This is a genomic window from Candidatus Omnitrophota bacterium (genome assembly GCA_028716565.1).
In the GTDB taxonomy this organism is placed as follows: Bacteria; Omnitrophota; Gorgyraeia; order Pluralincolimonadales; family Pluralincolimonadaceae; genus Pluralincolimonas.
Genome location: JAQUPL010000001.1, coordinates 30,618 through 46,222, shown reverse-complemented (window position 1 = coordinate 46,222; position 15,605 = coordinate 30,618). Strand labels below are relative to the sequence as shown.

The window sequence follows — 15,605 nt, the reverse complement described above, 5'->3', positions numbered from 1 at the left end:
AGTTTTTACGGGGAAAAATGAAAAAGGCGTGGTCTTTCCGGATTGTTCTTCCTATTCCTTGATCTTTACAGCCGTCCCATAGCCATACACGTAGCCGCTGTAGGTAAAATACTGTATGCCTATGATGTAATCGGCCCCTAATTCCTTTCCCGCGTCCTTAAGTTTGCTGTTTAAGGCGTCGAGGTTCACTTCGCCGCCACGGACCGAAACGATCCCTATGACCTTATAGGAATCTTTTATGTCCGAGGTAGTGAGGACAACGTCCTTCGGTTTAGTGCTCTTTGCAGTCGTAGAAGAGGCAGTGGGAAGGTACTGGGCCATCACGGCTGACGATAAGATAATAGCGCATAAAAGAACGGATATCAACAATATTGCGCGTTTCATAGCACCGGCTCTCCTCTTGAGTCCAATATCGTGGCTGTCAGGAAGATCAACAGGTTCTTCTTTGACTTGTCGGTGTGGTCGGTAGTAAATAGTCTGCCCAGGAGTGGTATGTCGCCCAGGACCGGGATCTTCCTTTTCGTAGTTCTTTCATCTTCCCTTATTAATCCGCCCAGTACGACCGTCTCTCCGCTCTTGACGACTACCGACGTCTGCGTTGTCCTCGTGTCGATGACCGGGTATCCTAAGTTTGCGGGGAAATCGTCCGAAGAAGAGATCGGGATCTGGTCGACCAGGATGCTGACCTCGGGATGTATATCCATCGTGACCACCTTACTGTCGCCTCCCACCGAAGGCGTCACCTCAAGCGATATGCCGGTCACCTTTTCCGCCACTTTGTATATCTCGACCATGACCGGGAAATCGGCGGTGCCGATGTTAGTCCTCGTGAAATCCGAGGCGTAAGGGACTATGTTAGCTACCTGGATGTTCGCCATCTGGCCGGAGATAGTGGTCACCGAAGGAGAAGACAAGAGACTGGCTTTCCCCTGCTCGATAAGCGCCTTTATATATGCCCTATACATATCCCCCGCGTTCGTGAACTTTCCGATAGTCAAACCCAGACCCGAAGTCTCGTTTGCCGTTCCGAAGAAAGCGGCGTTAGCCTGATCCTCGCTTAATGTCCCGCTAGAAACACTGGTCCCAAAGTTGCTCCAGTGGCCGTTCTTATCCATGGGATATCTTTGCGCCTTAAAGATCTGCCATTCGATCCCTAACTCCTCTATATCAGTGACCTGGATCTCCACAAATCTCGCCTGTATCCTTACCTGCGTGGACCCGGTATCCCATAGACTTATCAGGTCCTTGGCCATCGCCTGGTTAGTCGGGGTATCGGTAACGGTAAGCACACCGGTCAATGAGTCATAAACAACCTTCCTTTCCGGGTTCTCAGGCAGGGCGTCCTGCAGATATTGCTCGATGCCTGCCGCCTCTCCCGCGGCAGGCTCATCCGCCGCAAAGACCTGCCCGGACGCGAACGAAAGGAGGATCACCGCCGAACACAATATCACCTGCGGCAAAGAAACGCCGTATTTATTCTTCATCTTATGACCTCGCCTCTCGCGTCGATAATGCTCGCGGTAATAAATATAAGCAGGTTCGTCTTGGTCTGGTTTTTGTAATCATACCGGAAAGCCTGGCCTAACAAAGGTATATCCCCCAGGACCGGGATCTTTCTCCTCGTTATCGTCTCACTGTCCTTAATAAGCCCGCCCAGCACTATCGTCGCACCGCTGTCTACCGAAACGCTCGTCTGGGTGGTCCTTACGTCCACAACAGGCCAGCCCAGGTCAGTCGGTATGAGTTTTACGTTTGTTGCGGAGGTTACATTACCCAGCTGCCCCGTCTCGCCGCTCGTACTTAGGTTAGAGATGGCCACTTGCGACCGCAGGACACTCACCTCCGGATGCAGGTCTAAAGTTATGGTATTCGACCCTTCGGTGACATAAGGGGTCGCTTCAAGGAATATGCCTACCGGTTTTTCGGCAAGGGACAATTTGTAACTCCAGATAGGGAACTCAGCCGTCCCTATGTTCTCAAGCGTAAAATCAGATACGTAAGGATATGTCCTTACCACCTGGATGTTCGCCATCTGGCCGGAGATCGCAGTAACCTTGGGAGCGGAAAGGAGATTGGCCTTACCCTGTTGCTCTAAAAATCTGAGATTCGCTATATAGGCCTCGCCGTTGGCCAAAACTTTGAACATCATGACCTGGCCGGCGAAATTTCCCACTACGGGGAACGTGGAGGCTATATCATTATTCCAGCGCAGGCCCTGATACTGCGTACCCACAGGAGCGCCTATGGTAAATCCGCTGTTTTTGTCGTTGGCGTTGCCGGGATGGAAGAAATCCCATTCTATACCCAACTCGTCCAGGTCGGTGACGGACACTTCCACGAACCTGGTCTCGATCATCACCTGTTTGGGACCGACCTCAAACCCCTTTATTAAACTCCTGATGAGTTCCTGGTTGTCTTTCGTATCGGTAACGGTCAGGAGCCTCGTGCCGTTATTATAGGTTATCTTTCTCCCCTCCTGGGCAGGCAGGCTTTGCTCGAGATAATCTTTGATATTGAGGCTGCCGTCATCAGCCGCAAAGAGCGCGATCTGGGGGATCGTCAAACAAATTATTACCGCTCCCGCGATAAACTTTTTCTTCATTTCGCCTCTGCCGACTTGGTTTCAAACTCTGTTAATTTGACTGCGCGAGTTTTGCGTTCGCCGTATTTGAGCTTGTAAGTCCTCGTGACAAGGCCTTCTCTCATTATATTCTCTCTGCTCGATACATAAACGTAATTCGGCTCGACCTTATAAGCGAGTTGCGTAGTCTTGAACGCGATACCCAGTATATCGAGCAACGGCATAGGCGCAGCCGTGCTGATCGTGATCTTCAGCGGCTGCTCTCTGGTGAGGGCGGACAGCTCCTTCTCGTCGATGACGATAGTTACTCCCGTCATCTCAGTCAACTGTCGGATAAGGTCCTGGACGTCGGCGTCGGTAACCGATATGGCCGGGACGATAACACTCGCCATCTTTTCCTCGAGCTTCTTCCTCGCTTCCATGTCGGCCTTTTCCGACTCAGGTATCACCTCTTCAACCTGCAACTCTTCCCTGCCGGTCTTCTCCGGAGGCAGCCATCCTCTATCCACGTCGAGCAGTGCCTTCTGCTCGGATGTATCCTTCTCCTCGTTCGTTACGTGCCTGTCCTTTACGACATACTTGCGCTCTTCCTTGGTAGCCTTTTCCCTCGCGACTAACCCCTCGGCCTGCCTCGCCTTGATCAACCAATCCCGGGCTTCGGCGTCACTGGGGTTCGCGGCGAGCGCGCTTTCAAAATCACCTACCGCTGCGGAATATTCTTTTTTCGCGTAATTCGCTTTGCCGCGCTTTATCATAGAGCCTGTTATCGTATCGGGGACGGTCTTTACTATGCCCTCTTTGCACATCTCGACATAATGGACGGCCTGTTTATTCTTGGGGTCCAGCTGGACTATCCTCTCGAAAATCCGCTGCGCCGTTTCGTAATTTTTAGCGTCGTATTCGCTCTTGGCTTGATCGAAGAGGTCTTTAATGAGGGATTTTTGTTCGACTTTTTTCTCTTTGGCCAGGTCCTGTGCTATTATCCTCGCCTCGACTGAGTCCCCGGCTATATCAGCATCGGAAGCGGCGTAAACCCTGGCGCAAAAAGCATTACCTAATGAGATAATAAAGAACGAATCAAAAGCCAAAAAGATGCAAACAAAGAACCTACCCGCTGTTCTTTTAACCTCATTGGTCATACTCATTTATATCATCTCCCCTTTGTTATAACCCACTCTTTATTTTGGCCGTATAATACCACAGAATCGGTTTTTATGTCAAGAACTTTATACTCTCCGATCAGGTCACCCTTCTTTGCCTCGATATCCTTATTATTCATCGAATCGTGCAGTTTTGCGACCAATTCCTTGCTCTTCGCGGGTTTCTTTAACTCGAGGGTAACCTGGCCATCCTTGTTTTCCATCTTGACAATCTTGCTGTTGATCTCCGTCACTTTGTAGTCTTTGACCTTTTGCCCCTTCTTCACGAAATACGTCTTACCGGACCAGTTGATCTGGCCTATTATGGTCCCGTCCGACACCTCGATAAAACCTTTATACATAAAAGGCAGGGGTACGGCCGTGACGGATACTAACGTCAGGTCTTCAGGCGAAAAGACCTTGACCGGGGGTTCGGGCTTTATGAACATGTTCTTGTCGAGGAGGGGCTTGTATCTCGAGACGGCATAGGGGGATTTGAGCAATTCTTCCACGTACGAAAAAGAGTTCGGCAGGGCGGCGGCGCCTTCCTTAGCGGGAATAGCTTCCCCTTTGCCTTCTTCCGGATAGAATGGGACTTGCTTTGACTCAAAGACCGAAGACGATTTCCACATCGCCAATATCCATAGAATGAACGCTGCTGCGGCTACTATCCGGGATGCGCCTTTCATATCTTCTCCGCCGGCAATACGGCAGCGACTATGACCAACTCGCCGGTCATGTCACCCTCGGCCGCGCTTTCGTCTGCGGAAACTTTTATTTTAAACGAATCCACCCTGAAAGGCATATCCGCGACGCTCAGCTTATACATAAAATTGGTCAGGCTCTCGTTACCGCACTTAATGACCACCCTGACGGGAAATTCCATGAAAAGGATTTCCTTGTTGTCCGCCGTTATTTTCCTGATCTCAAGGAATTCGATCGTCGAGATCTCCGGCACCTTCGAGGCCAGGGCAAGGCTGCCGATCTCGTTTATTATGTCGAGCTGCTTTACCCTGAACGGAAGGTCCGCCGGATTCGGTATATCGTGTTGGTACCTCTCGAAACCCAGCCAGAACGGGAATTGGAAATTTATGGAAGCGCCGTCCTCTTTTATCTTATTCTGGACCTTGTACAACTCCTCCTTGAATTTAAGGGGATCCCCGACCTCCTTAACCATCCGGGAGGACGGTTTAGAGAAGAGCATGCCGCTTATCTCCTTGTCGGCTCCCCGCATGGCCTTGAGCTGCCTCTCAAGGCGGTTCTTTTCGCTGCTCAGGAAACCGAGGCCCTGGTTTTTGTAGACCTTGAGCTGCTCCTGCTTCTGCACGACAGCCCCTTCGATCCTCAACCTGTCATACACGGTTATCCCTAAAAAAAGAAATGAGACAAGTATGACCGCTCCCAAGGAGATCTTAGTCGTCAACGACTCGTTCATGCCTTTTGGCATCTTCTATTTATTGCCTTTCGTTTCGTCCTTCTCGCCCTTCGGGGCCGCCGCAGCCGCGCCGGTCCCCTTGAACCTGAACTTTATGGAAAAATCCCTGAATTGTCCCGCGCCCTCTTCGGTCTGGCGGGGCAGGCTCGCGTATATTATCTCTACCGAATCGAATAACGGCGAGGATGCGAGCCTGTTCTTGAAATCGTTTATGGTCAGGAGGCTCGAGGCCGTCCTGCCTTCCAGCGAGAAGAAGTCCTTCTCCTTGGAGACCGACGTCAACCAGGTCTCTTCGGGTAGGAGCTTCCTTATCCCCAATATGGCCTCAAGCGAGAGGCTTTTCTTTATGGCCAGATTTTCAAAAGGTTCCAGCCTTGCCTCGCTGTTCTTTATATCTTCCTTAAGCTTGGCTATTTCCTTGTTGATGTTCTCGTAATCCGACAAAAGCGAATCCAGGAAGGCCACTTCCTTCCTTAGGGTCGACGTCTGGAACCAGATATTATACCCTATCGTGAGCGGTATCACGGCGATAAGGAGGCCCGCAGAGATGATCCAGAATTTTTCTTTCTTGAAATCTCTTTCCTCTTTCCTCTCGACCGGCAACAGGTCTATATTGGTCGGGCATCTCTGGAGCAGGCGCAGGGCCAGGCCGATCGAAGAGCCGAAGCGTGTCTGGAAATCTATATCGACCCTGAGGTTGGACGGGCATTTTATCTTCTGGCCCAGGTTGGCGCGCCTTATCTGCATGCCGAGCCCCTTCGCCAGGAAATCCTCTATGCCCTTGAGCTTTGAGCCGCCGCCCGATAATATGATCTCGTTGAAGGCGGTATCGCGGGCATGTTTGGTCCTGTAAAATTCCATCGACTGGACTATCGAAGATATCAGGTCGGAGACGACCGGGTTCAGGGCATTAACGAGGTCTTTGCCGGCCGGGGTGATGTTCGAGGGAACAAGGCTGTCTGATGCGACCACCATCCCCTCTTTGCGCTTAAGCTCTTCCGCCTTGTCGAAAGGTATATTTAACTTTGAGGCGATAGCATGGGTCATCTCGTCGCCGGCGATAAGTATCGAACGGACCCAGAACCCCTTGTCCGAGATGACGATAAGATTGGTCGCCTTGGCGCCGATATCAAGGATCAGTCCCTTGCCGAGGGGCTCATTGTAAGTTATGGCGTTAAGGAGGGCCAGCGGGCTGACATCGACGAACTCTATGTCCAGGTTGGTCCTCGCTACGTGCGAAAGCGTAGTTTCGACGATCTCTTTTTTCGCGGCGACGAAAAGGACGTCCTCTTCCGGGCCCGCGCCGGAGCGGAAGATCTGGTGGTCCCAGCTTATCTTATCGAGGGGAAAAGGGATCTGCTGCTGTGCTTCGTATTTTATTATCTTGTCTATCTTGCCTTGCTGGATCTTGGGGAGCTTGAGGAAGCGGATGAATACCGACTGGCCCGAGAGGGAGAGCGCGAGCCTGCCGCTCTTTATCTTTTCTGTTCTCAACAACCCCTCTATGCCTTCCCTGATCAGGGTGTCCCTTTTTTCCTGGTCGGCATATTGGGTCAAATCAAAAAATTTCGCCCGGATGAGCTGAATGCCCTCAACCGTCTTTTCCAGCTCTACGAGTTTTACCGAGCCCGCGCCTATATCGATCCCTAGAGCACGTTTTCCCATATGGTTGCGTATATTTTATAGGATTAAGCAAATGTTGTCAATTATTTCTTTTCAAAAAGCAAAAAATTCGATGGGCGCCTAATTTGACGTTTTCTTCTTGCTTATCTCCTTCCTTTTTTCGGCATTAATAAGCTCCATCTTTTGAAAAGTCTCCTGTTTCATCTTCTCGGACTTCGTATAGGCATTGGCAAACGAGAAACATCTATAGGCGCTAACAAGATTACTTATTTTTTCAGCGCCCGAGGCCTTCCGGGCTTTCTTTAAATATTCCTCTCCCGTCTTGGTATATTTGCCGCATACATCCTCGACAAAACCACTATCTTTGACCAAGTATAACTTCTCATAATAGCTGTCTATATTTTTCAAATCTTCGGATACCGGGTGTTCAACAAATAATTGCTTGGTGATCTTGCCTCTCAGATCCCCGGCTTTATTTTTTAATTCAGCGTCATCCGACAATCCGGATACTTTTTCCGCGCATTTTATCGCATAGAATAAATATTCTTCCTTTTTTCCCTTGGAAGGAGCTTTGGCTGCCATAACATCCGCGAAATACTCAGCCTTCTTGAGGATATCCGTAAGATATTCCTTTTTCAATTCCTCCGCATTGCCTTCCTCTTTTTCCGCGCTCTGATTCAAAGAAGCAATAATTTTACCGGGATCGGCGGAATTCGTCAAAAGATAAGGTTTATCAAGCGCTTCCTTGTCAATCTTTTTCAGAAGAGACCTCGCTTTACGAATATAATGGCTTTTGGGATAAGAGGCTTTTAGCATTTCGATCTCTGCTTTAGCCTCCGCAAGATACCCCGATTCATAGTGCTTAAACGCGGATTCATAATAAGACTTGTCCGGTTCACCTGTAAGCACTTCGAGAAGTCTTTTCGCCCTTTTTTCAAAAGATGGATCTTTAGCTGCTTCACCGAGCAGGTATTCCGCTTGTTCCGGGAGATCGTTATCTAGACAGTACACCGCCAAATTATAATAAGCCGCGGCATCACCTGCCTTTATCTCCGAAAATCTTTTGTTGAATTCGCCAAGGGCATCCGGATGGCCTACGGATTCATCAAGTGCTTCCGGCTGGCTAACATCGGCTGCCGTGGCCGGAAAAGCCGCGGCCAAAAAGAACATCAAAAAAAATACGGGAAACACCTGTCTCATTTTATTCTTTTTTCTCCTTTTACTCATATTTGCAATATAAGACCGCTACCTTTGGCAAACGGGTAAGAGTAATGTCCTCAAGGACAGGCGTCTGTAAATGCTGCGGGTCGTCCGATAATAAAGTGACTTTGAAACACATGGTCGTCGAAGGATCGATATTCGCGCCACCGTTGATATTTACCGGACTAAAGCTAGCCCCCCCGTCTCTGGAAATTTCCACCGCAGCCCTTTCATTAGTAACTGCGCCCGGCGGGATAGCCAAAGTCCACGACGCGGTGCCAAAGCGCCCGTTACTTGCCGTGGTGGACGCGGGAGAAATGTAATAGCCCTGGTCAGGGATCAAGCGGACTTCATCGAATAAAGCGTAACGTCCGTAAATCGTGGACGGATGGTTAATTAATCTCAAATACCAATCAGTATATATAAATCTGTTTGCTGTTTGGTCATGCCAAAACTGCGACTCCATATAGCCATATCTGTCATCCGCTCCCGTATCGACAAATTGATGATAGTTTTTGTCAACGGCATTGTAGATAAGATAATGAATCTGCCAAAGCCAGGGAATCCATGCCCCTCCGTCAGCCTCACATATCCCAGCCTGAGCGTTCGTTGAGTCCGGCCATTCATGATAAGCGATCCCGGTGGGGGAAACTGCCAGATAAATCTGATAATTGTTGTCTGCTGCCCCATGTACAATCAACCTGAAAGTAGCATTAATAGGAACTATCCTGTTCGCATCCGCCGGAACCAGTGTATGTAAAGGAGACACGTCGCCTATCGAAGAATACATGTAGTTGCCGTCCATGTCCTTGTTTAAGTACATATAATGGTCACCACCGCCGCCGTAGAAATTCAATCTTAACATGGAATCTATAAAATCGCCGGGTACGTCGTACCCTATTCCATCGATGATTGCCCTGGACCCGTAGTCCCCAAAGTACACACAACGAAAGTTACTGATATATATCTGGCCCGTCTGGCCCGCAGGAACGAAGTCTATCTGCTCAGTATCCTCATAACCCTCCCAGCGGTCATTGCTGTCATAATAATTATTAGCAAGAGGATAGCCAGCCTGAGGCGGAGGATTTTTAAGAACATTACAATAGACTCTCAGGGAGAATTCCTGATTGCAATTCCACTGTCCGCTTTGAGTGCCCCGTAAATCTAGATAAGCCAACGCCGTCGGTCCATAAGATGCGTCATCGCTCAATTCGTTATCGCCATCCGTTAAATTAGGTTGAGGACCATGGGCACCGGGGGGGTTAGGATACACGGGATTAACATCAGTTATTACTATATCATGACCATCGGGACTGGAATCTTGCCAATTCCGCCAGCTCCATCCTGTTTTACTGACATTATCATTATCTTCATCAAAGTTATCCCAGAAACCCAGTTTAAGGGAATTAGCGATGGCGTTAGTGCTGTAGTTTGGCGGGTCGACCTCCAATCCATTGTCGTAATCGGAGGTAACCGGACAGCTGTTAAGCCAATTTACGTTCTTAAAAATCGGCAATGTGCCATCATATACGGCAGGGATGACCGTGTAAGTATCTCCCCTGAACTGCTCTTTCGTCGTGTAATTTATGACATCATATATCCGCACGAGAGCGGTTATCCGTTTCTGGGCCGGTCCGGCCGTCCCGGTAGATGTTATCTCGTAAACGCCGCCGGGATGGAAGCAAAAATCAGTTGTATAAGAGAGGGGGACTCCCACGCTATCAACTTTTACTTTATTCGGATTCGCGTTATTTTTTATTTTTATTTTTTCAGCGGCGGTCAGGTAACCAAGGCCGTCTATAAAACCGTCAAAATCATTCCAACTGGTAAAGAAATTCGTGTTTCTTCTTGTAATAATATCACCGGCTAACGTGGCAGGATCTGTCGGCGTAATGACAGGCGCTAAAACAGCCCTAAGCACTTTAGCGTCCGCTTTATTTATATTTACCGGCGCCTTGCGCTGGTAAGTCGAGTTAGGATTATCCAGGCCTGTAAAAGACGAGGCCGTAGAATCCTCGCTGTTCTCGTCTATATAACCATTTACCGTCACATATTCCGCTATCTTGTTGAACTTGGCCTGTTTTACGGAGGTTGTGCCGGAAAACGCGTCGGTAACCTGTTCCTTTGTGATATAAACTCCGCCCGTGAGGGTCGAGCGGTATGAAATAATCGCGGTCCCGTCGCCGGCCTGAAGAGGGCTTCCCAGTATGGCAACAAGGCTTTCGAGCATATCTTCCAACCCGGGATTTGTGTCGTTTACGTTGAGCTGGCTCGCGGTATCGGTTATATTGACGGAATAGGCGGCGGTATTCCCCCTCCCCACGTTCCCGAGAGAGCCGCTCATGGTAGCGGCAGGCACGCCGTTGAAATCGCTGACGGCCAGGTTCCTCGCCGATACGATAGCGATATTCAATCCCGCCTCTGCCGCGGCCCTGGCCTGCGCCGCCATCGCCATATTCACCGACGACCTGTGATCGGCCATCATATTGATGGTGAAAGATGTCCCGATTATCAGCATCATCGCGAGGACGCCGACCGTCACTATGAGGGCGATACCCTTGTTATTTTTTCTTATTCTTATTTTCATTTTCTCGTATGCCCGCGAGGGTAGCTGACATAAAAACAACTCCGCTTCCTGGTAATTTTATTATTTTCCGGCAAATGGGAGAGCCCCGATGTCGTTCCTTGAGCCGTCTGGGTCGTTATACTTGGCGTCCGGGTCGCCGCCATCAACACAGGGGGAATCTCCCCTAAGGTGAAAATCGTCTTTCGCGGCATTCGCGAACCTGGGATCCAGCAATATGTCCTTCTCCCCTTTCCGGCAATCCAAAAAATCCTTCAGGTTATAAAAAAGGTTGTAGCTAAGCGTAAGGCTGATGTCCTCGCGCGGCTTATTATAATATTCTTCCAGATATCCTTTAGGCAGGTCCCGGGGATTCCCCGGCGGCGGAAGTTTGGCGGAGCAGATACCGACCTTATTGTTGTAAAAGACCGAATTCCTTACGACAAGCTCGATCGGCCCGCCCCAAAGCATCAGGCCGTAACTTGCGTTCACTATATCGCAGTTCAATATCTGCGCGTTCTTTACGCCGCTGACCTCTATGCAGGTAGACAGGTTCCTGCTTATTAAGACACAGTCCTTTAAAAGAAAACTGTCGACGCCACTAACCCTTAAGGGCTGCCCGTTGACCTCTATGGAGAGGTCTTTTATGGCAACGTTATTCACGCTCCCGCGCGATGAGATTATGGATAATCCGCTCTTTCCAAGTTTGATAAGGGTCTTGTCGGCGCCCTGCCCGACAAGCTTGATATTACTCTTAACGGTAAATCCCTCTTTCTCCGTGTATTCGCCTGCGCCTATGTATATGGTATCGCCCGGAAAGGACTTCTCGCACGCTTCCCTGATGGTCTTACAGTCCCCCGGCACCCTTATCGCGTATTTATCCCCGGGAGCGGCAGAGGCCCGCAGGCATAAGCTTAAAAACAGGATGACGGAGAACGCGATTATTTTTTTCATATTGTTATCCCTACTGCTGGTAAAATACCCGGGCTTTCGGCCGGTGGTACATCACGGTGACGCCCTTCAGGACAGGCGTGGAGCTGCTGGCCGAATAGTCATTAGGGTTCAACGCTGTCGTGCCCAATAAAGCCTTATACTGGAACTTACCGCCTGAAAGGGATGACAATGAGTCCCCTTTGGAGTATTCAGTCGAGAAATCATCGCTTGCGGAAGGGGTGTCGGCCGCCCTGGCATACATCGTTATTGAGGTATTGGCAGGATTCGGGTTCGCATCATTCCACGTTATCGTATCCCATATTATATTGGCGTTATCCGAAGGAGGCTTAGCTATAAGCGGCGCGGATACTATATAACCCTTTGGATATATGACCCTGACGTTATCGAAGTCGGTCACGCATTCGCTGGTGCTGCCAATATATCTGGGGTTATTGTCGGTGATCCCGTCAGTCCTGTCGTATACCATATCGACGAATACTTCATTGGTGTAGGGAGGGTCCCCCTGCCAGAATAAGTCGAGATCGACATAATATATATTGTTTGCCCGGAATGCTACGACACCTGCTTTAGACGCGCTGCCTGTTCCGGATGCTCCCGTGGTGACCCAACCGGAACCATCCTGAGTAGTATAGGAATAATAAGCCTTATACGTGGTTCCCACCCCTATCGCCGCTAATATGTAGTACTGCGTCTGTTGCGTATCCTCATTCCAGGAATAACAGGCGCCGACTGTCGAGTCTGTCTTGCCTGGACAATATATTACGCTCGCATCCGAGTCGGAGGAACCGAACCAGTCGGTCCCGTTTTGGACAAAAGTATAATAAACGTCTCCGGGTTTTGTCTGATGGTCAGTTGTATACGGCGGATCGGTCTTGAGGATGAGATACCCCGTCAAAAATGACGGAATATGGGAGGCATATCCCGGATTAGCCAAGCGCTGGCTTGGAGGCCGTTGCCAGTTGCTGTCCCATGTCTGCTTCTGTCCGTTGTCATAGACATAAGACCTGGCGAAGATATCGTAGCCCAACGGCGAGTCTGCTTTGTAGTAATAACTGTTTAATTCAGCTTGCCTTTCCTCAGCCCTGCATCCATCGTAATAATATCCCGGTACATCCATTCTGAGGCAATACGTGCCATTAATGCCATCTTCCTTGAACCCTTCCGGGACGGAAAAATCGCCGAAAGTGCAGGGCCACACATAATCGCCGTCCCAATTTATAGCAGTTGCATCTTCACCGTCTATTCTTCCCCTAGGAAGCCAGTGTTCATGGGTGCTGGGAAATGTGTGAACATCCCAATCCCACCACGCTATACCGAATAACTTCGTTACATATCCCCCCTTCAATATTATCGCGGTGTAGGCAATATCGTCGTTGAAGTTATCCCAGTATCCGAGCTTGACGGAATCGGGGGTGGTCGTGTAATTCCCCTCCCAATTCATCTTGCTGCCGTCGAAACCATCCTGGCTGGTCGGACACGAATCGAGCCAGGTCACGTTCCTTACCTCCCCATCGCTGAAATTGTTGTAGAGCGAGAACCACGGCGCCCAAAATTCCGCCCGCGTCGATTGCGTAAGGGTATTAAAGACCTGGATGACCGAGGCCGTCTTCTTTTCGGCTACGACGACTCCGTTCTTTTTCGTCTTCCCTGTAGAGACTATCTTCAGGATACCGGCCGAGTTATAATCCGTCCCGAGCCTGGAGGCAGCCCTGTATGTCTTAGGCGTCGTCACCGGGTTCGAGTCGACCGCGATATCCCCGTAAAAAGAAGAGGGATTATATCCGAAGTATTCGGCCGGAACGTAATCATCAGAACCGTAGGCGTCCCATTTAAGCTGGACCGTATTTTGGTTCTCTTTGTTGTAGTATTCGACCCTTATCGAGTGCCAGCCGGCGCGGCTGAAGACAACAACCGGAGCGACAAGGACATTATCTGACGGCCAGCCGCCCATGTTCCTGTCGGTCCAATCTTCGATCAATTTTGTCCCGTCTATAAAAAGCCTGCAGCCGTTCTCGCTGCGCATCTTGAAGGTTATATCCTGATTTACCTTATCCTGAGGTATGTATATATAGCCGGTGAATACCGCGCCGAAATAATCCAATCCCGACCGCCACGTCCAGTCAGCGGCTATATAACCCCCCGCAAATTCCGCGTCGTGCGCCTCGCTCCATCCGTTCCAATCCCCGTCGGCGCCCGGGAACGTCCCGGAAGGAGGCCAGGGGTCTGAACCGGAGTCCTTCGCCTCTTTAAGGGCGCGAAATTCCACGACTTTGCCGCAAAAATTACCAAGGCCCAGGATCGAGTTTTTATCCCACACCGTATTATCGGGTTGGGAGTAATACTTACCGGTAAGCCCTCCCGGTATCACCGGGGCATAGACGGTAACGAAGTCTTTTATGGCATTATATTTGACGTCGTCGTTAAGGACAAGCCGCAATTCTTCGACTGTTGCGTAAGGCCCGTGCTTCTGGATGGTGCCGCTGTTACAGGACTGAGGGCCGGTGGCGGTCAATACAGAGGTGATACTGCTATACTCCGTCTCCGGAACGCGATAATTGATTATCTTCGCGATGTCATCGTATGAAAGGCCCTTGCTTTTCAACTCATCTATCCACGGATAATCGGTCTCATCAAGGGCGTTTATGTTTATCTTCTGGTCCTCCCGCTCCACATAGACCTGATAGCTTCCCTCCGCTAAATTCACCTCGGTCCCCGGGTCGGCGTAAGGAGATGCATTTATGGTAGTCATGACGTCGTCGTAACTGTTGTTTGCCGCCAAAGCCCGGATATCGGCAATCGTCTTATCAAGGCCCGCGCCGGATAGCTCTTTAGCTACGGTATAATACATAAAATTCGCCGCGGCCCTATACTCGATCTGCATGTTTATAGCGAAACTCGTGGCTATCATCGCGATGAGCGCCAGGATGCCCACCGAGATTATGAGGGCTACGCCTCTCTTCTTTTTGTATTTGGGGCTAGTCTCTTTCATCTCGCACCTACGATCCTTATGAAATCCGTAAAGGTCTTTGTCTGGCTGCCGTCCTTGCTCTGCAGCGTTATGGATATTTCCACCGCGTCAGGCAAGCCGTCGGGATTCTTAGCGTTTCCGTCCGAATCGTAGTTCTCGGCCCTTCCTCCCGGATTATCCGATCCGGAATTCCATGTATGCAATGCCGGAGTATCGAAATCCGGCGCGGCGGCGGCCGCATGCCTGTAATAATAAGTAAACTGCAAAGCCGTGACATTGCGGGCGACTGTGGTATCGGATGCCCCGGTATCCGCGGAACCGTCGGCCTTCTTTGAAAAATCATAGGCAACCGGCACTACGCTTCCGTCGAAATACTCGAAATGGTGCATGAGGCGGTTATCGTTCCTGAGCCAATATCCGGCTTCGCATAGGTCCTGCTTGGCCGAATTATTCGCTATCGGCGCGACGAAAAAGATCTCGTCGCCTGCGGAGCCGGTCTTTAGGCCGGACACGGAGGGATAACGATAACCCTCGAATTTAGTCCAGTATGCGGTGTTGGAGCTTTCCTGGTAGAGGCAGGCGGAGGCTATCTCCCTCTCCATTATGTCGAGCGCGAACCTAGCGTTCTGGTACATATCTAGGATCGTCTCGGCCTTGTGCCAGGAATCGAGCCCGCCCCTGAAGACCGTAAACAGGGAGGTAACTAGTATGGAGAAGATGACGGCCACGACGAGGATCTCGACCAAGGTCAGGCCGGAGCTATTCCTTCTTATATATCTATCTGGTCGCCACATAGGTCGTGAATACCTGCTGGTAAGGGCGGCTCCTGTATTCCCAGGTTACCGTCAGATCCACCTTCCTTAATGCGTCGATCGCGTCTACGGTTGAAACGCTCTGCGACCACGCATAAGACGCGTCGGAGAAGGCCCCGCTCGTGACGCCTAAAGAGGGAAATCCGGTGTTCCTCAGTTCTTCGAGCTTCTCATTGGCAAAGATCGCGACCTGCGTGGAATTCATCGAGCGCCTAGCCGAGTCAAAACCTATCGGAAAAAGCGACAATATGCCCACCAACCCTACAGCGAGTATCGCGAGCGATATGACTATCTCGATTAACGTAAAACCTTTTCTCATGATGTTAAGGA

General features: G+C 50.2%; 13 protein-coding genes. All 13 read right to left on the bottom strand.

Features of this window, described 5'->3' with window-relative positions:
- Positions 1 to 51 precede the first annotated feature (51 nt).
- The 13 genes from PHO67_00225 to PHO67_00165 all read right to left on the bottom strand — a co-directional run bounded on the left by PHO67_00225 (position 52) and on the right by PHO67_00165 (position 15,594).
- The gene (locus PHO67_00225) at positions 52 to 384 is read right to left on the bottom strand and encodes a hypothetical protein (GenBank protein MDD5545578.1); all 333 of its coding nucleotides are present in this window, start codon (positions 382 to 384) and stop codon (positions 52 to 54) included.
- Positions 381 to 1,484 carry a hypothetical protein gene (locus PHO67_00220; protein ID MDD5545577.1) on the bottom strand — a complete coding sequence of 368 codons (1,104 nt, stop codon included), beginning with the start codon at positions 1,482 to 1,484 and terminating at the stop codon, positions 381 to 383. Before PHO67_00220 ends, PHO67_00225 begins: the two co-directional genes overlap by 4 nt.
- Positions 1,481 to 2,602, bottom strand: coding sequence for a hypothetical protein (locus PHO67_00215; GenBank protein ID MDD5545576.1), 1,122 nt, complete (start codon positions 2,600 to 2,602; stop codon positions 1,481 to 1,483). The genes PHO67_00220 and PHO67_00215 overlap by 4 nt, the downstream gene beginning before the upstream one ends.
- On the bottom strand, positions 2,599 to 3,726 hold the full coding sequence (locus PHO67_00210; GenBank protein MDD5545575.1) for a hypothetical protein: 1,128 nt from the start codon (positions 3,724 to 3,726) through the stop codon (positions 2,599 to 2,601). Before PHO67_00210 ends, PHO67_00215 begins: the two co-directional genes overlap by 4 nt.
- 5 nt (positions 3,727 to 3,731) lie before the next feature.
- Entirely contained in the window at positions 3,732 to 4,409 is a 678-nt protein-coding gene (locus PHO67_00205) for a hypothetical protein (GenBank protein MDD5545574.1), read from the bottom strand.
- Positions 4,406 to 5,155 carry an Amuc_1100 family pilus-like protein gene (locus PHO67_00200; protein ID MDD5545573.1) on the bottom strand — a complete coding sequence of 250 codons (750 nt, stop codon included), beginning with the start codon at positions 5,153 to 5,155 and terminating at the stop codon, positions 4,406 to 4,408. Before PHO67_00200 ends, PHO67_00205 begins: the two co-directional genes overlap by 4 nt.
- Positions 5,156 to 5,170: 15 nt before the next feature.
- Positions 5,171 to 6,820, bottom strand: coding sequence for a type IV pilus assembly protein PilM (gene pilM, locus PHO67_00195; GenBank protein MDD5545572.1), 1,650 nt, complete (start codon positions 6,818 to 6,820; stop codon positions 5,171 to 5,173).
- A 78-nt stretch (positions 6,821 to 6,898) separates the two neighbouring features.
- The gene (locus PHO67_00190; protein MDD5545571.1) at positions 6,899 to 7,978 is read right to left on the bottom strand and encodes a hypothetical protein; all 1,080 of its coding nucleotides are present in this window, start codon (positions 7,976 to 7,978) and stop codon (positions 6,899 to 6,901) included.
- Between the two features lie 19 nt (positions 7,979 to 7,997).
- Entirely contained in the window at positions 7,998 to 10,565 is a 2,568-nt protein-coding gene (locus tag PHO67_00185; protein ID MDD5545570.1) for a hypothetical protein, read from the bottom strand.
- 60 nt (positions 10,566 to 10,625) lie between these two features.
- On the bottom strand, positions 10,626 to 11,495 hold the full coding sequence (locus PHO67_00180; protein ID MDD5545569.1) for a hypothetical protein: 870 nt from the start codon (positions 11,493 to 11,495) through the stop codon (positions 10,626 to 10,628).
- 10 nt (positions 11,496 to 11,505) lie between these two features.
- The gene (locus PHO67_00175) at positions 11,506 to 14,484 is read right to left on the bottom strand and encodes a PA14 domain-containing protein (GenBank protein MDD5545568.1); all 2,979 of its coding nucleotides are present in this window, start codon (positions 14,482 to 14,484) and stop codon (positions 11,506 to 11,508) included.
- Entirely contained in the window at positions 14,481 to 15,257 is a 777-nt protein-coding gene (locus tag PHO67_00170) for a prepilin-type N-terminal cleavage/methylation domain-containing protein (GenBank protein MDD5545567.1), read from the bottom strand. Before PHO67_00170 ends, PHO67_00175 begins: the two co-directional genes overlap by 4 nt.
- Positions 15,241 to 15,594 (bottom strand): prepilin-type N-terminal cleavage/methylation domain-containing protein, encoded by a 354-nt coding sequence (locus tag PHO67_00165; GenBank protein MDD5545566.1) that lies wholly within the window; start codon positions 15,592 to 15,594, stop codon positions 15,241 to 15,243. The genes PHO67_00170 and PHO67_00165 overlap by 17 nt, the downstream gene beginning before the upstream one ends.
- Positions 15,595 to 15,605 lie beyond the last annotated feature (11 nt).